At 45.1% G+C, this 16,540-nt stretch carries 15 protein-coding genes and 1 pseudogene; 10 read left to right on the plus strand and 6 right to left on the minus strand.

The features are described from left to right. The first annotated feature begins 104 nt into the window (after positions 1-104). The 5 genes and pseudogenes from ASL14_RS25155 to ASL14_RS25175 all read left to right on the plus strand — a co-directional run bounded on the left by ASL14_RS25155 (position 105) and on the right by ASL14_RS25175 (position 4,834). Positions 105-440, plus strand: coding sequence for a ribosomal protein L7/L12 (locus ASL14_RS25155; RefSeq protein ID WP_134914209.1), 336 nt, complete (start codon positions 105-107; stop codon positions 438-440). 83 nt (positions 441-523) lie between these two features. After that, a complete protein-coding gene (gene ybaK / locus ASL14_RS25160; RefSeq protein WP_134914211.1) occupies positions 524-1,003 on the plus strand; it encodes a Cys-tRNA(Pro) deacylase in 480 nt (159 codons plus the stop codon). Between the two features lie 88 nt (positions 1,004-1,091). Next, a complete protein-coding gene (locus tag ASL14_RS25165; protein ID WP_189338282.1) occupies positions 1,092-2,285 on the plus strand; it encodes an oxalate decarboxylase family bicupin in 1,194 nt (397 codons plus the stop codon). A gap of 44 nt (positions 2,286-2,329) precedes the next feature. After that, positions 2,330-2,837: pseudogene (locus ASL14_RS25170) on the plus strand (hypothetical protein); the annotation flags it as partial. A 584-nt stretch (positions 2,838-3,421) separates the two neighbouring features. Then, positions 3,422-4,834 (plus strand): hypothetical protein, encoded by a 1,413-nt coding sequence (locus ASL14_RS25175; RefSeq protein WP_134914215.1) that lies wholly within the window; start codon positions 3,422-3,424, stop codon positions 4,832-4,834. Between the two features lie 68 nt (positions 4,835-4,902). Here ASL14_RS25175 and ASL14_RS25180 read toward each other — a convergent pair whose 3' ends face one another. The 3 genes from ASL14_RS25180 to ASL14_RS25190 all read right to left on the minus strand — a co-directional run bounded on the left by ASL14_RS25180 (position 4,903) and on the right by ASL14_RS25190 (position 7,377). Then, the gene (locus ASL14_RS25180) at positions 4,903-5,700 is read right to left on the minus strand and encodes an NmrA family NAD(P)-binding protein (protein ID WP_223264395.1); all 798 of its coding nucleotides are present in this window, start codon (positions 5,698-5,700) and stop codon (positions 4,903-4,905) included. 179 nt (positions 5,701-5,879) lie between these two features. After that, complete coding sequence (locus ASL14_RS25185; protein WP_134914219.1) at positions 5,880-6,464, minus strand: TetR/AcrR family transcriptional regulator; 585 nt, start codon at positions 6,462-6,464, stop codon at positions 5,880-5,882. A gap of 193 nt (positions 6,465-6,657) precedes the next feature. Then, positions 6,658-7,377 carry a YebC/PmpR family DNA-binding transcriptional regulator gene (locus ASL14_RS25190; RefSeq protein ID WP_134914221.1) on the minus strand — a complete coding sequence of 240 codons (720 nt, stop codon included), beginning with the start codon at positions 7,375-7,377 and terminating at the stop codon, positions 6,658-6,660. Between the two features lie 225 nt (positions 7,378-7,602). Here ASL14_RS25190 and ASL14_RS25195 point away from each other — a divergent pair, with 225 nt between their 5' ends. The 3 genes from ASL14_RS25195 to ASL14_RS25205 all read left to right on the plus strand — a co-directional run bounded on the left by ASL14_RS25195 (position 7,603) and on the right by ASL14_RS25205 (position 9,208). After that, complete coding sequence (locus ASL14_RS25195) at positions 7,603-7,905, plus strand: phosphatase PAP2 family protein (RefSeq protein WP_223264132.1); 303 nt, start codon at positions 7,603-7,605, stop codon at positions 7,903-7,905. A gap of 100 nt (positions 7,906-8,005) precedes the next feature. Further along, positions 8,006-8,416, plus strand: coding sequence for an alkaline phosphatase family protein (locus ASL14_RS25200; protein WP_223264133.1), 411 nt, complete (start codon positions 8,006-8,008; stop codon positions 8,414-8,416). Between the two features lie 27 nt (positions 8,417-8,443). Beyond that, positions 8,444-9,208, plus strand: a complete 765-nt coding sequence (locus ASL14_RS25205; protein WP_134914637.1) for a spermidine synthase — start codon at positions 8,444-8,446, stop codon at positions 9,206-9,208. A 109-nt stretch (positions 9,209-9,317) separates the two neighbouring features. On the opposite strand, the gene ASL14_RS25210 is transcribed toward ASL14_RS25205, so the two are convergent. From ASL14_RS25210 to ASL14_RS25220, 3 genes are all read right to left on the minus strand, one after another. Further along, positions 9,318-11,030 (minus strand): proline--tRNA ligase, encoded by a 1,713-nt coding sequence (locus tag ASL14_RS25210; RefSeq protein ID WP_134914223.1) that lies wholly within the window; start codon positions 11,028-11,030, stop codon positions 9,318-9,320. Positions 11,031-11,525: 495 nt separating this feature from the next. After that, a complete protein-coding gene (locus ASL14_RS25215; protein ID WP_134914225.1) occupies positions 11,526-12,569 on the minus strand; it encodes a carbohydrate kinase family protein in 1,044 nt (347 codons plus the stop codon). 412 nt (positions 12,570-12,981) lie between these two features. Continuing rightward, positions 12,982-14,271, minus strand: coding sequence for a glycoside hydrolase family 27 protein (locus tag ASL14_RS25220; protein ID WP_134914227.1), 1,290 nt, complete (start codon positions 14,269-14,271; stop codon positions 12,982-12,984). Positions 14,272-14,493: 222 nt separating this feature from the next. Between ASL14_RS25220 and trhO the strand changes: the two genes are divergently transcribed. Beyond that, on the plus strand, positions 14,494-15,387 hold the full coding sequence (gene trhO / locus ASL14_RS25225; RefSeq protein ID WP_134914229.1) for an oxygen-dependent tRNA uridine(34) hydroxylase TrhO: 894 nt from the start codon (positions 14,494-14,496) through the stop codon (positions 15,385-15,387). A gap of 219 nt (positions 15,388-15,606) precedes the next feature. After that, positions 15,607-16,530: an AEC family transporter gene (locus ASL14_RS25230; RefSeq protein ID WP_134914231.1), complete on the plus strand. Its 924-nt coding sequence runs from the start codon at positions 15,607-15,609 to the stop codon at positions 16,528-16,530. Positions 16,531-16,540: the final 10 nt, after the last annotated feature.

Below are 16,540 nucleotides of genomic sequence, written 5' to 3' on the forward strand. Positions count from 1 at the left end.
ATTCCAGATAATATAACGTAAATTATCATGCTATACTATTTATATTGAGCAGATTCCAGTGTGGCATCTCCGGGATAAAATCAAATGAAAAAGGGGGAACTCTAGTGGAAACTATGGAATTTATAGCATTGATCGCTTTGATCATCTCCGTCATTCTTTTGATCAAAGTCTACAGCTTGCAAGCTCGACTTAATGATTTGAAATCCGATGTAGAGCGTCTTGAGAATCGTTCTGGAGCGTCGGGAATATCACTATCTGGCCCAACCGCTACTGCACCACCACATGTGCTAAACACAGAAGTTTCGGAGGATATCAATGAAAGACTGCTCATGCTGATTAGAGAAGGCAAAAAGATTCAGGCGATAAAAGAGCTAAGAGTAGCTAAAGACCTCTCTTTAAAGGAAGCAAAGGACTATGTAGATGGCTTGGAACGCCTCTAATAATGAGATCCAAATAATTCCGCCGAGGTAAAGGATTGCAACAATTGCCTCGGCAAGAGCTTTAGAAAGGACGACGAAATAAGATGAGTGTGAGCAAAACGAACGCAATGCGAATATTGGATGGTCAGGACGTTAACTACAACATGCTGAGTTATGAGCATCAGGATGGAAAAATAGATGGTATGAACGTAGCTGAGAAAATTGGAAAATCCCCGGAAGCCGTTTTCAAAACGTTGGTTGCACATAGCAAACAACAACTGTTTGTTTTTGTGATTCCTGTACATAAAGAGCTTGATCTCAAAAAGGCAGCTAAATCAGCGGGCGAGAAGAAAATCGAAATGCTTCCAGTCAAAGAACTGCAAAAGCATACCGGGTATATCCGGGGTGGCTGCTCTCCCATAGGAATGAAAAAGCTCTATCCTACTTTTATTGACCAACCCGCAGTAGAGTTGGAAACCATTATTGTGAGCGCCGGAAAAATTGGAACCCAACTGGAGTTAAGTCCGCAGGACTTAGCCCGGCTCATTGATGCACAGTTTGCGGATCTGACTCAGAAAGCATAAAACCCTCCAACAATTCATAAAATCTTTATGCGGATTTTCTCTAATTCTAAGATAGATGAAGCTTCAACTTGGAGAGGAAGATCAAATGATGCATAATGATTCCCTGAAAAATGCCCGTGTGCCGCAGCCCATCAGAAGTGATGGTGCTGGAGGCATTGATAAGGGTCCCCGTGATGTGATGAGGGATTTGCAAAATCCCGACATGCTGGTTCCGCCCGTAACAGATAATGGACTCATTCCGAACATGAGATTTTCTTTTTCAGATGCTCATATGCAGTTGAATCACGGTGGATGGTCAAGAGAAGTAACCGTAAGGGAGCTACCCATTGCCACAACTCTTGCCGGAGTTAATATGAGTTTGACACCGGGCGGCGTGCGCGAACTTCATTGGCACCAGCAGGCGGAATGGTCTTATATGCTGTTGGGGAGTGCCCGTATTACTGCCGTCGACCAAGAAGGAAGAAATTTTATTGCTGATGTGGGCCCTGGTGATCTCTGGTATTTTCCACCCGGCATTCCACACTCAATACAAGGTCTTGAGGAAGGCTGCGAATTTTTGCTGGTTTTTGATGACGGCAGCTTCTCTGATTTGAACACTTTATCCATCTCCGATTGGTTTGCACATACTCCAAAAGATGTACTGTCTGCCAATTTTGGCGTTCCTGAAGCTGCTTTTTCATCCATCCCTCAAGAACAAGTATATATTTATCAGGACGCCGTTCCTGGTTCAATCCAAAGCCAGGCGGTTGCCTCTCCCTATGGTACGTTGCCTCAATCCTTTAAATATGAATTACTCGCTCAGCCTCCCATCAAAACACCCGGTGGAAGCGTACGAATCGTCGATTCCTCCAATTTTCCGATATCCCAAACGATCGCGGCTGCTCTTGTTGAGATTGAGCCTGGTGCAATGAGAGAAATGCACTGGCATCCCAATAATGACGAATGGCAATACTATCTTACCGGGCAAGGCCGAATGACTGTTTTTGGCGGAAATGGCGCGGCGCGCACATTTGATTTCAGAGCCGGGGATGTTGGATATGTACCTTTTGCTTACGGTCATTACATCCAAAATACAGGTTCAAGCACGCTATGGTTTCTTGAAATATTTAAAAGTGACCGTTTTGCAGATGTTTCCTTGAATCAATGGATGGCACTTACACCGACAGAGCTCATTCAGAGCAATTTACATGTTGGTGCCGATGTGACCTCTAAATTGCGGAAGGTAAAATGGCCTGTCGTCAAGTATCCTGGTTATTCTTTTTATCCAAAGGATGAACTCTGAAGAATCCGGTGAACGTGCGTCTTGTCCGTGCTCTCAGAAAAAAGCTCGTTTCAGATAACCTTGTGGATCACATAGGGATCTCGCTGCAAGTTACGACAACCGTCTTTGCCCTTGCTCTACTGGCGACTTTTACGCTTTGGTATGGGAGCGAAAAATCATTATCCATTCATTCTATTTACACGATCAAGCGTGAAATATTCTACTGGCAACGATATTCTTACCTTTGCCTTGGGTACAGCGGCTGGTGATCTTATATCAGAGGGCCTTGACTTAGGTTATTGGAGGTCGGCGTTTATGTTTGCGTCACTGATTGGTATCATAACGTTTGCCCACTATCGGCTTAAATTCAATGCCGTATGGTCCTTCTGGTTGGCTTACATTGTGACCCGGCCTCTCGGCGCCTCACTTGGGGATTATCTGTCACAATCTCACATTGATGGCGGGCTTGGCCTAGGTACGGCTGGAACTAGCGTGATTTTTCTCGTAACTATTTTAACCTTGGTGATCTACCTGACGAAATCCGGAATAGATCAAACCCAACCATCATCATAATCAGCTAAAAAGCATAGAAGAAAACGTACCCGGGACATAGCCGGAATAATCCCGGGTAGATTGCATCTTGACTCTAATGCTATATTTTCACAATAAAAATATAGTAAAAATATTGAAATTAATAACCAAATACCTTATAATTACAACAAATAATCTCTTCTAACAATTAAAATTCGCAAGTCTCAGCCAAATTTATGTTCAGGTTTTCTTTCTCTCACATCGCTAAATTTATACTATTTTTGCGTTATTATTCCATTATCAGGAGAGTGGCTGTAATTATGTTTAAAAAGAGATTTTAACAGGCTCACTACAGGAGCGCAAACTGATCGTAATCGACGATGTAGCAGCATTGGGCTACCCTTACAGTGAGTATGATCAGGGCCGAAAGGTCGGTGGTTATGCCGCTATGGCGCAATTTTCCAAAGGAGATATCAGCACTGGACTTGCCTACGTCAACATTCATTTGGATCGGAATAAAGACATGTTCTGGGGAATTAACGTAATGGAAGCTTATATGAAGTATAAAGAGTATTACACACCCGCATTAAAGGATAAAGTAAAAGCAAAATGCTCAGTTTTAACATTTGAATGCCGGTGGGACGGCTCTGTCGGGAAATACAGAAAATCAACGGCTCATGTATGCGGCAGTCGGGGTTGTCGGAGCGGAAGAATGGCCAGATTATCCGGTGAATTATGCTACCGTCGCCAGAAGTTATCTGCTGTCCGAACTTCCCACAATTACAAAACAGGGATACTTTGAATACGACTCCCCAACATATTTTATCCATCATGTAGGACCGCTATTGTTCATTACTGAACACTTGAAAGATGCGACATTGCGGAATATGGCCAAACTGACGTTGGAGTGGTATTTTGCCAGCATCGTAGGGGAGTGGCTGCATGGGTACTGGGTGACCAGTCAGGCCAGAACATATAATGCGCAGCAAGAGCCGGGATATACACTTGATGAGAGTGCAGTGCTACTGTGGATGTTGTTTGGAGACAGTCGTAAGCCGATATATCTCGGCAATGAAACCAATCTGAAATTTACCACGATTCCATTTACGGTTGCGAACTACGAGTTACCAGACATTTTCAAGAGTATAGCGACAGCCCGTTCTACAACTTACACACATAAGGAACGGATGCCTAGAAACAGTAACAAACCGTATAAGACAAGCTACATCACCCCGGATTACGCCGTATTCAGTCAAAAGGACAATCGGCTCGCACAAAACCAGCTTCATCGTTGGGGCATCAAATGGGTGGGAGATACATACAGTGACGAACCAAATACGTTCTTCATGAAGCAACACTTCAGTGAGCCGATTAACTTGAATCCGTCCAACTCGGAATATTGGATTGGCGGAACGAATATGGAGGAAGTGCTCCAGGACGACGGTGCACTCATTGCGGTATACAATATCACAAATTCAAATACATGGATCGACGGCCCTGTTTCATATAACGGAATCAAAGCAACGATCGAACAGGACCCATTCAATAGGAACGGCTGGATATTCTTCCATACAGGTAAAATGCTGATGGCTGTCAGGACGGCACAACCTTACGATTGGCCTTATGACACGGAATCGTGGAAATACGGAGGTCATCAGAGAGCGTTGCGGAGTGACGGGGCAAAAAATGCGGTCATCGTTGAAACAGCACCTCTTATGGACTACGCAGGCGGTTCTTGCATTAGAGAGCTTGACTGCTTTGCTGAGGCTGTGCTGACGAAAACCGTAGTGGATTTCAGCGGTGTTAACGATACCAATCCCCGGGTCTTTTACAAAGGATTAACAGGTAAAGAGATGGAAATCGTATATGCCACCTCACGTAAAATTCAGGGTGCAGAAGTCAATTATGCTAATTGGCCTCTGCTGGATGATCCGTGGATGCATCAGAATTATAATGGAAATAAACTCGATTTGGTTCATGACAGAGAGAGACGGACCTATGATTTCAATAACTGGAAGGTAACATCAAGCATTATGTAAAGTGTCTGTCGCCAACTGACAAGAGCGTCTCAACCAGGCTATCAGATCTGTTTGAGACGCCCCTACATTTACTTCCAGGTGCCTACATGGGTTTGCACAAACTGATCAAATGTGATCGGGCTGCGCCCAGTGACACGCTCCACGGTATCGGTAACTTGGTCTTCACTTCCATTTTCACGTATCCTTTGATCCAATCCCGCTAGCATGGCAGCGTAGTTCGCAGGCATACCTACCTGAATCATGCCGACTTTCAGTTCTTCGTCAGACAACGAGATGTGCTGAATCGTTTTTCCTATAACATGGCTGATCAACTGAGCAGCTTCACCATATGTCAACGAATGAGGTCCAGTAATCACATGAGCTGTGTTATGAGGCTTATCGTCAATCAGGGCTCTTACCCCCACTTCTGCAATGTCATCTGCGCTGACGAAACCCACTCTCCCTTCCCCTGTTGCACTATAAATCGTGCCGGTGTTTTTGATGGTGCTTACATGCTGACCTTCGGTAAAGTTCTGCATAAAATAGGATGGCTGTAATACTGTCCACTCAGGAGCTAAATTGCTGAGGGGTTGATGCACCGACCCGAATACCGGGCCATCCGCAGGGACAGATGCGCTACCCAGAAGCACGAACCTTTTCACGCCTTCATGAATGGCTTTTTCAATAAAAGGAATCATGACTTTGGCGGGATTTACGTCCAATATAGGCACAACCAAATAAATTTTATCTACATTCGTCAGCGCTTTTGTATGTGTTGATTCATCGTACCAATCGAAATGTATATGATCTGAGCCGGGCAAATTTGTCGAGTTACTGCGTCCCGCTAACCGGACAGGATGCTGAAGCTGCGTAAGTCTGGCAGCAATGCGACTACCGGTTTTACCGCTTGCCCTGTAATCAATGTTATATTTTTGTTTGTCATTGGACTTTTCTCCTTATCGAAAACGAAATTTTTCAGACTAAACAGTCTAGAATTTCTAAAAAAATTTGACTAATCGGTCCGGAATTATCAAAAAAATAAACGCTATAGAGCGCTCATAAAAAATCAATCCAAAATCGACAGCGTCGTACGCACGATATCTTTAAGCGCCTCAGGGCTTGCTCCTGTCTTGGCGGTAAATGTCAACGATAGCCGGGCATGATTTAGAAATCTGGCGATTGACCGTAGCTCAGACTCCGCGGAATGAATCTCTCCCTCTTTATGAGCACGGACCAGAGCGTTGTAGAAAGCAAGCTCAAGCCTTTCTGTACTCGCAGATATAAAGACTTTGATTTCATGATGATGCGGAACCTGTTCAATAGCACTGTTCATAATAAAGCATTCCTTGGATAGCTTGGGGTCCGTCAAAACCCTGACAGATTCATTAAAAATCATCGCTATGGCTTCCTTAATGCTCCCTGGTTGACTTAGAAGATGAACTACGGCTTCGGTTTTGTCACCTATATAGAGCTGAATAGCCGAGAAGAATAAATCATATTTCGTCCCATAGGTATCGTAAAGACTCTGCCGTGCTATACCCAATTGATCCAGTAAAATCGTCAGAGAAGTTCCCTCATAACCATGCTCTCCAAATACAGCCATGGCTTTTCGCAGTACACTCTGGGTATCAAATTCTTTAGCTCTTCCCAATCCCCATGTTCACCACCTTGCCTAAGATCATACTTTTATCAGACTAATCAGTCAAGAAAAAAAACCTATTCTCCCATTCAACAAACCAAGGCCGTTGCCTAATTACACAGAAATAGCTGCAAATACGCAAAAAACACCGTATCGGAATACGATGTTTTTATAAATTTACGGATTCAGGTCGTTCAGCTTGAAGCTATTCATCAGAATCTACATTATGGTAAACCTGTTGAACATCCTCCAAATCTTCTAATGCATCAATCAATTTATCAAATTGAAGCTGTGCATCTTCTGGAAGAGTAATATCATTTTGGGCAAGCATGGTAAGTTCGGCCACTGTAAATTCTGTAACTTCCGCCTGCTTGAAGGCTTCCTGCACAGCATGAAACTGGTCAGGCTCAGCATATACGATAACAGCCTCATCTTCTTCGATGATATCACGCACCTCTACATCTGCCTCCATCAACAGCTCCAACACTTCATCTGCGGTTTTACCTACCAAACCAATAACCGCCGTTGAATCAAACATATAGGCTACAGATCCGCTTACACCCAGGCTACCGCCATTTTTAGTGAAAGCAGAACGTACATCAGATGCCGTGCGGTTTACGTTATTGGTGAGTGCATCTACAATGACCATAGAACCGTTTGGTCCGAAGCCTTCATAGCGAAGCTCAACATAGTTTTCATCTCCGGCGCCTTTTGCTTTTTCAATCGCCCGGTCAATGATCGCTTTCGGTACATTGTACGTTTTTGCACGTTCTAGCACGACTCTGAGAACCCGATTGGATTCAGGATCAGGCTCGCCCTGTTTGGCTGCTACATAGATTTCTACCCCAAATTTAGCATATATACGACTCGTATTAGCATCCTTGGATGCCTTCTTTTCTTTAATATTGTTCCACTTACGTCCCATAATATCCCGCTCTCTTTCTATATGAATATACACAACGGTATTCATTATATCCTTGTATATTATATCTCCTAAAGGACGCTTGAACAAGTTCAAAGGATTTAGTGATAAAAAATGTCCTTTTCTCATGGAATTCTAATTTTCATCTAAAGGTGCTCCCATGTTCAAGAGTTAAGATCATATTACTTTCTACTTTTGAATCACGTAAGAAAAGGAGTAATCCCTAATATGTTATCTAACCTGGACTATCAGATTTTTCCCCTCATTAATGAACAAGCGAACAACTTTTCTGTTCTGAACGGGCTGATGCGTTTTTTCGCCGAAGATGCCCAATATGTGTTCGCTTTAGTCTTGCTCCTGTACTGGTTGTCAAGAAATAAACTCAACCGTAAGATGACCATATCGGCGGTGGTATCCGTATGTCTGGGCATGGGGATCAGCTTTATCATCGGGCATCTTGTGTACCGGGATCGTCCCTTCGTCACCCACGCCATTGGAGCTTTTGCGCTGGCGGCCACGTTTTGGCTGTAAAGTAAGAGGTTACGTTTGGGGGCTACTCAGAGGGATTGCCCAAAACCGGATTTACAGGCCCTTATGATCTGAAAACCCTGTATGCCAGAAAACATAATCCGTGGGTGAATTTCACCAACCTGCCTGCCTCGATCAATATGCCTTTAAGCAGCTTTCGCAAAATTTTAATCAGTTGCCGACTGTTTCTTTTGTCATTCCCAACCTGAACCACGAAATGCACGACGGCACGATTCGGGAAGCAGATCAATGGCTGCAAGCTCACTTGTCCTCTTATGCCCGCTGGGCGCCGCAGCATAACAGTCTTTTGATCGTAACATGGGACGAAGATGACATGAGCAGTAAAAACAAAATCCCGACTATGATTATAGGTCCTCATTTGAAAAACGGCCCTTACAACGGGAAAAGCAATCATTTCTCCGTGCTGCGCATGATCGAACAATTATACGGATTGGAGCTGCTGGGCAAGAGCAGAACGGCACCGCCGCTTAATATATGGACAACAGGCTCATAAATGTCTAATATGATGGTGGAGTATGACTTGAAGGAGATAGATCATTTGGAGGTACTATACAAAAAGCTGAGCAATAATCATGAAATAACGATATACGACACCACAGAGCTATATGGTGAAAAGGGATTATTCCGGGTGATGCAGTTTTCAAATGCAGCCGTACAAGGCGCGGTGGATTTGAATCATCCGCAACGCATTCTGTTCGAATATCCGAGAGCCATCATCCATCTGATGGAGCTGAACGATCCGTCATTTGAAGACGTGTTTGTGATTGGGCATGGTATAGGTACGATTGCGGGTCATTTTACAGATAAACGCTTCAAGATTGCAGAGCTGGATGCACAAGTCGTGGAATTCAGCCGAACATTCTTTGGATACGACAAGGACAACGTGACCGTTGGTGATGGACGTTGCATGTTGGAGAAGGAAGCGCCGGATGCATATGATTATATTATTTTGGACGCCTTCACAGATCAGGGAACGCCGCCTCATTTAATATCCCGGGAATTTTTCAGGATGGCCAAAGAAAAGCTGGATTCCGAAGGCTCCGTGATCATGAATGTAATGGGCAAAAGTGAGCACGATCATTTGATGAATGCCATTCATACAACGTTGCGTGAGGAATTCGCTTATGTCACAGCTTTCTCCCTCCCCTCGGAAGGCGCTGCCGACATTCAAAATATCATTATGATAGGTCGGGACAAGCCAATCCGGTTTCAGGCACGTCATATGGCAGGCTTTTATGAAATTGCACTTGGAGAAGGTCACATTCTACAGGACACAGACACGTAATGCTTGTACAATAATTGTTGGTAAAGATACGCCCAAACGATTGTAGTCCGGGCGCATTGGATTGTAGAACCGTATAGGGTGCAGGCTCGTAATTTATTAAGCCGAGTGACTATTGCTGAATAAGTTCCAATATCCGTCGCTCTACATCTTGGATATGAATGGTTTCTTTGTTGCTGGTTCTTCGCTCCACTAACTCTATTTTCCCGTGCTCAGCATCTTTACCAACGACGATGCGTACGGGAATACCCACTAAATCCGAATCTTTGAATTTAACCCCGGGGCGTTCCTCCCGATCATCCATCAACACTTCCACGCCAAGATCCTGTAGCTGGTTATACAAATCCTCGGCCATCTGCATTTGCAAGCTGTCTTTAACAGAGATCGGAATAATATGAACTTGAAACGGTGCCAGCGCATAGGGCCATATGATTCCGTTCTGATCGTGATTTTGCTCCACAATGGCAGAAAGGATTCGGGAAATGCCAATGCCGTAGCAGCCCATAATCATCGCCTGATCTGTTCCGGACGCATCCAGAAAAGTCGCGCCCAGCTTCTCGCTGTATTTAGTGCCCAGTTTAAACACTTGTCCAATCTCAATCCCACGATGAAACTTCAACTTCCCTTTGTCACAGCGAGGACATGGTTCCCCTTCCATGACGTTGCGTAAATCCGCCACATGGCGAAGATCCATATCGCGTTTTGGATTCACATGCCGATAATGGGTTTCCAACTCGTTCGCGCCTGCGATGCCACTGGACATTTGAACGACGGAGTAATCCACCCACACAGGGATCGTCAAGCCGCATGGGCCTACGAAGCCCGAGGGGGTTCCAGTCACCTTTGATACGGCATCTGAATTTGCTATTTCGAATTTTTCACTACCTAAAATATGTTTTAATTTCACTTCGTTGACCTCATGATCTCCCCTGACGACTACAGCAATGGGTTGATCGTCACTCATATAAATCAGTGTTTTGATCATATCTTTTGGCTGTATTTGCAGTGATTCAACCAGTTGATCTATCGTGCGCAGACCTGGAGTATGAAACTTTTCCATTTTGTCTGTATTGAGAGAAGGGTTGGTATCTGATTTTTCCATTCTCCGTGGCTCAGCTTTTTCAAGATTAGCAGCATAGTCACAGCAGGTACAAGCGGCTATCGTATCCTCTCCAATGTCAGCCAGCGCCATAAATTCATGTGTTCCGCCTTCGCCGCCAATAGCACCCGCATCTGCTTCAACTGCGCGAAAGTTCAGGCCACAACGGGTAAAAATACGATGATAGGCCTTAAACATGGTCCAATAAGCTTGATCCAGCCCTTCCCAGCTAGCATCAAACGAATAGGCATCCTTCATCAAAAACTCTCTGCTACGAAGCAAGCCAAATCGTGGACGTCGTTCATCTCGGAATTTGGTTTGAATTTGATATAGCGTTACAGGTAATTTTCGATAGGAGTTCACTTCATTCCGTACTAATGACGTAATGACCTCTTCATGAGTAGGACCCAAAGCGAATTCCCGACCATTCCGGTCTTGAAGACGTATCAGCTCTGGACCGTACACATCGTATCTCCCTGATTCTTGCCACAGCTCGGCAGGCTGCAATGCAGGCATTAACAGCTCCCCAGCCCCTGCACGATCCATTTCATCCCGTACGATTTGCTCCACTTTCCGGAGAACGCGTCTTCCAAGTGGCATGTAGCTATACACTCCGGCTGCGAGTTGCCGGATCAACCCTGCACGCAGCATAAGCTGATGACTGATCACTTCGGCTTCTGCGGGCGATTCACGTAATGTTGTCAGTAATAATCGACTTTGGCGCATGTGTGGCTGCCTCCTTGTATGGGCGATAAAATGTACGCAAAAAAGACACATCCGTCAGGGACGAATGCGTCGTGGTACCACCCTTAATTTGACCATATCCATAGTATGGAACGGCCCTTCATCAGATAACGGCGTCTAACCGGTAACGGTTTAAAATACATTCCGCTACAGCTCACAAGGCAGGAAAACGTCCATTCGCGGCGGAGAAACCTTTCAGCCCATGGGTTTCTTCTCTGTACGGCGATTGTTGAACCTTTGATCCTTGGTCTACACTATTCCTGTATATTACAATTTTTTGTTATCTTACACGAAACGAAAGCCGTGGTCAAGGAGCTTTTTTGAAATTCATCCAGGACATGAAACGGTTCAGCGAACGTGTCAACACCCCGTCATTGCTTCTCAAAAAGCGACGACGTATCTCACGTTATTCATCAGGCAACCTGCTCCTTATACCATTCTGAATGGACCTCGAACATACCTTGAACAAATACTGGTTTATGTATCTTTCTTTTTAAAATACACACCCTTAAAAACCACAAAGTTTTGCGCATACCTGCCATACAGCTCGTTGAACTTGGAACGGAGTGTATTCGAAGAGAGCATGTCTGAAACTGTCCGGTCGGTTTGGAGCGTTAATACGGCACAACTGATTCCAAATTGGCAAATTTGTTCCATAGGATAGCCTTGAATAATTCCATACATCATCCCGGCAATAAAAGCATCGCCTGCGCCCGTGACATCAACGATTCCTTGAACAGGCTGCACGCGAATTTGTCCGTGAGTTCCACCTTGAGATGCAAATAAGACGCTGTCTGCACCACCAGTAAGAACGACATGCTTAACTCCGAGCTTATGAAAAACTTGCGCCGCCTCCAGCATCTGCAGATCATCAGTTATCTTCAACCCCAAATAAGCTTCTGCCTCCACAACATTACATACCAGCCATTCCACTCCATTCAGATTACGGGGCAGCTTTCTCATTTTGGAGGCCGATACAGAAGAAACAACCAACGGAACTTGATGTTCGTGGCATAATCGGATTGTGGAAGCAAGTACGCTCGCGGAAAAATTGGTATCCAGCAGCACCAATCCGGATGAGGTGATCAAAGGGGCATTATCAAGGATAGCTGAGGCACGGATCTGGTCGTAAATCTCCATTTCTGCAGTTGCTACAATCATTTCACCCTGCTCGTCCAGCAGAGCGGTGTAGACCCCGGTAGATGGTTCGCCTTTGACTTGAAGAGGGACCACGTGGATGTAACGGTTGGACTGTTCAACTACAAATTCACCTTCCGCATCATCTCCAACTGCGGTCAGCAGACTGACCCACTGCCTCAGCCGTCCCAAATTTTCAGCCACATTCCGAGCTACCCCTCCGCAAGATTGCTGTCTGGTGCTGCTTGGATTGGAGGTGTGAAGCTGAAATGTACCTTTAATCATAATTTTACGGTCAATATTGGCCCCCCCGATACATAATATATGTTTTCGAACAGGCCAAGGCTCGTTCTGGCCATTTTTATTGAGCTGTTTAAAACTCATTACTTGACTCCTTTCGCGAGTCCGTTCGCATTGGATGATATATTTGTAATCAATTTACTTTCATGAAAATTGTTGGCTTTATAAATTGTCGCTTTATAAAATTAGCACGTTTCCAATGTCAAATTCCTGAGAATAATGTCGAGTTCATCAAATTAGTCCTTAAGATACATACAAGGCTAAACACAATTCAAAAAAAAGTTTGTTTAAACCTTGTTATGAGATATATATAATATTTTTCAATATCTATGTTTTTTGCAATACATATCTCTCCACTTATTTGTATCATAATATAACAAAATGTTCACGTAGCCAAACAAAAAATCGCCCGTGGTAAAATGGAAGTGCTACTGTCCACTTTAAAAGAGCGATTTCATCTAGAACATCTAAGATCAATTCAATCATTGCATGATGACTATTTTAACATAAATAAAGCGGCTCCATGAGGGGGTAAATCTGCGGACAATTCTAGCTCTAAAGTGCCCAGATCCACACGGTTCCATAAGTCTCTGCCACTTGTCTGTCCTTCAATGCCAAGGTCTTGCAGCGATACACGGACCCGCGAAGCTTCATCTCCAGCATTAAACAAAGCTGCATATATGTGACCTTCCTCGTTATGCGAAGTCCAGACGATATGCTCATCCTTTCTGTACACCTGCTGCGCATCCAAGCCGTTGCGGTGAGCATCCAGCACCTCTTCATTGGTCAGCAGAGAAAGTGTCCATGCATCGTTATCCCGCAGTTCTCCCCCAAACATCAGTGGGGACCGGAAAATACTCCACAAGGTCATCATCGTCAGTTGTTCATCCTTCGTAAAGCGTGTCCGGCGGTCATGGCTACCGGAATCTACAGAATCTACCGATCGAATACCCAGATGACCCAGTGGCAGCATGTCGCAATCCGGCCAGTGGCCAGGGCCCACGTGCTCTGCCCACTTCTCACAGCGCTCAAACATGCCGTGCAGCAAAGGCCATACATCCCAGAAATCGTCGGTCATGCGCCACATATTGGCGTTGGCGATTAATTCGGATGCATGCTCCAGCGGTGCCGGACCGGGCGACAGACTCAAAACCATCGGACGTCCGCATTGGGCGATGGCCTGCCTAATCAATTCAATTTCCGCCAAGTGAGTATCATAGAGTCGGGAAGCGGCAATGTCATCCACTTTGACAAAATCGACACCCCATTCCGCGTACAGGTCAAACAGCGAATTATAATATTCCTGGGCGCCTTCCTTGGAAGCATCTACCCCATACATATCTGTATTCCAGGGACAAATGGAGTTGGGATGCGCAATCTGTCTCGCTGTTGCCTGGGTTCCCAAAATCGGCGTATCCTGATGCACCGCCTGTCTCGGAATTCCTCTCATCATATGTATACCGAATTTCAAGCCCAGACTGTGTACATAATCCGCAAGAGCCTGGAAGCCGTGTCCATCCGCTGCGGAAGGAAATCGATTCGCCGCTGGAATAAGGCGCAAAAATGAATCCATTTCCAGTGGAACGAAAGAACGATACTGTGAAGATAAAGCTCCCGGCTCATACCACTGAATATCTACCACGATATATTCCCAACCGTAGTCCTTCAAGTGCTCCGCCATATACTGCGCATTTCCCCGCACTTCTTCCTCACGCACTGCTGCGCCGTAGCAATCCCAGCTATTCCACCCCATAGGCGGTGTATGCGCTGTCAAATGATGCTTCATGCCGATTCATCCTTTCATCTAAGAGAACTAAACCTGCTGCCAAAATCCACCTCGTCACTACGATATTATTATAATGTAAACCCTTACTCTTGTCGCTCGTTCACCTGCTTCTTTATTTTCCATTCCCACTTTTTATACAAATAAGTTGACTAACTTAAAGAATGTGGTACATTTAAAATTGTATGTTAAAAAACTTTGACTTGAATCAGAGGGTGATTTTACGTGTACGAGCATGCTTATCGAATTTTGTTGTTTTACAAATATGTCAATATTGAAGATCCTGCCACCTTTACGGCAGAGCATCTGGCTTACTGCAAGGAATTGGGCGTCAAGGGAAGAATTTTGATCGCTCAGGAAGGAATTAACGGAACACTGTCTGGTACGGTAGAGCAAACCGAGCAATATATCCGTGATTTGCGCGCCAATCCGAAATTCCAGGATATCGTTATTAAAATAGATGAGTCTGACAGTCATGCGTTCAAGAAAATATTTGTACGCCATCGTCAGGAGCTGGTGACGTTGCGCCATGAGGATGAGCTGGACCCTAACGTAATCAGTGGCAAGCGTTTGTCACCGAAGGAGTTTTACGAACAGCTTCAAGGTGAAGATGTGGTGGTACTGGACGGACGTAACGACTATGAATATGACATCGGTCATTTCCGTGGTGCCATTCGTCCGGAAGTCGAATCTTTCCGTGAATTTCCACAGTGGATTCGCGACAATATGAGTCGGTTTAAGGACAAGAAAATACTGACATATTGCACGGGTGGTATCCGCTGTGAGAAGCTGTCCGGTCTTCTGATAAAAGAAGGCTTTGATGATGTGGGACAGTTGGATGGTGGCATCGTGACCTATAGTAAGGACCCGGAAGTACAGGGGCGTCTGTTTGATGGTAAGTGCTATGTGTTTGACGAACGCATCTCGATCCCGATCAACCATACGGATGAAGACGTTGTTGTCGGTCATTGCTTCCATTGTGAAACGTCGAACGATCACTATATCAACTGTCCGGTGTGCAATCTCCAGCATATCGTATGTCCGGACTGCGAAGAGCAGCATCAACATTATTGCTCTGACGATTGCCGGACCAAAGCGGAAACTGCGGCTTCTGCGTAAGTATAATTCAGTAAGATCATTAGTTTCATAGTAAAAAAGGGATGTTCCTACTAGCCTTTCAACATGGCTGTGGACATCCCTTTTTGTTGTACACAAAAATATTTGCTGGAAGCTTCATAGTGTATTCCTATGGCCTTGATCGTATTTTCATCTTGGACGGGCTCGAAAGCTGCCTCTTATAATGGAAAAAGTCATTACAGAAAGGATTGGTGGATTTTAATGATTCAAATTGTACTTTCAACCCTTCTATCCGTTATCGTTCCGCTGTCCATTCCGGTAATCGCCGGGTTTTTACTCGGCAAATTCATGAAGCTGGAAACGAAGCCGCTCTCGACTTTATACTTATATTTTTTAAGTCCCGCAATGATTCTGGACACGCTACTGAAGGCACAGCTATCCTGGCATGATGTGGCGCAGACGGCCGCTTTTTCGATCCTGAATCTGCTACTGTTATGGGGAATTGCACAGATTGCAGGAAAAATGTTTAAGCTGAGCGCCCCGGAAACAGCCGGACTCACCCTAATCTCCACACTGACCAATAGCGCGAATTATGGCCTGCCCCTAATTTTACTTGCCTTTGGGCAGCTCGGTCTTGATAAAGCCTCCGTGTATGTCGTCATCCAGATGATCCTGGTCAATACGATTGGAGTTTATTTTGCGGCCCGCTCTGAGTTTTCCGTCCAAAGCGCCGTCAAGTCGGTATTTTCACTTCCCGCGATCTATGCAGCTCTGCTGGCGATGGGGCTTCGACTGTTGGACTTGCACCTACCCTCCGGCATTCAAGCGGGCGTTTCGATGATTGCTGCCGCCTATTCTCCGGTTGTACTGGCGATTCTGGGCACCCAAATGGCTTACGTAAAAATATTCAAGCTGGAGCCGTCCATTAAAAAAGCCAGCTACGCAGGACTAACAATCCGGCTACTGCTCTCTCCGCTTGCTGCCTGTCTTGCCATGCTGATGCTCGGAATTTCGGGACTTTTGTTTTCCGTCCTTTTCATCCTGGCGTCAATGCCGGTGGCCGTAAATGCCGTCATCTTAGCAGAAAAATTTAATGCATCACCCAAGCTCGTATCCACTTGTATTTTGTGGAGTACGCTTGCCTCATTCCTAATTTTGCCCGTGTTGATTATGGTGGCGGGGTAGATCCGAACTC

The organism is Paenibacillus sp. IHB B 3084 (assembly GCF_001447315.1).
GTDB lineage: Bacteria > Bacillota > Bacilli > Paenibacillales > Paenibacillaceae > Paenibacillus.

Bases quoted from the DNA above. Each gene is read 5' to 3' on its own strand.
- ASL14_RS25215 (WP_134914225.1), bottom strand. From the start codon at position 12,569: ATGAGTTTTAAACAGCTCAATAAAAATGGCCAGAACGAGCCTTGGCCT.
- ASL14_RS25195 (WP_223264132.1), top strand. From the start codon at position 7,603: ATGTTATCTAACCTGGACTATCAGATTTTTCCCCTCATTAATGAACAA.
- ASL14_RS25230 (WP_134914231.1), top strand. From the start codon at position 15,607: ATGATTCAAATTGTACTTTCAACCCTTCTATCCGTTATCGTTCCGCTG.
- ASL14_RS25220 (WP_134914227.1), bottom strand. From the start codon at position 14,271: ATGAAGCATCATTTGACAGCGCATACACCGCCTATGGGGTGGAATAGC.
- ASL14_RS25190 (WP_134914221.1), bottom strand. From the start codon at position 7,377: ATGGGACGTAAGTGGAACAATATTAAAGAAAAGAAGGCATCCAAGGAT.
- ASL14_RS25165 (WP_189338282.1), top strand. From the start codon at position 1,092: ATGCATAATGATTCCCTGAAAAATGCCCGTGTGCCGCAGCCCATCAGA.
- ybaK (WP_134914211.1), top strand. From the start codon at position 524: ATGAGTGTGAGCAAAACGAACGCAATGCGAATATTGGATGGTCAGGAC.
- ASL14_RS25210 (WP_134914223.1), bottom strand. From the start codon at position 11,030: ATGCGCCAAAGTCGATTATTACTGACAACATTACGTGAATCGCCCGCA.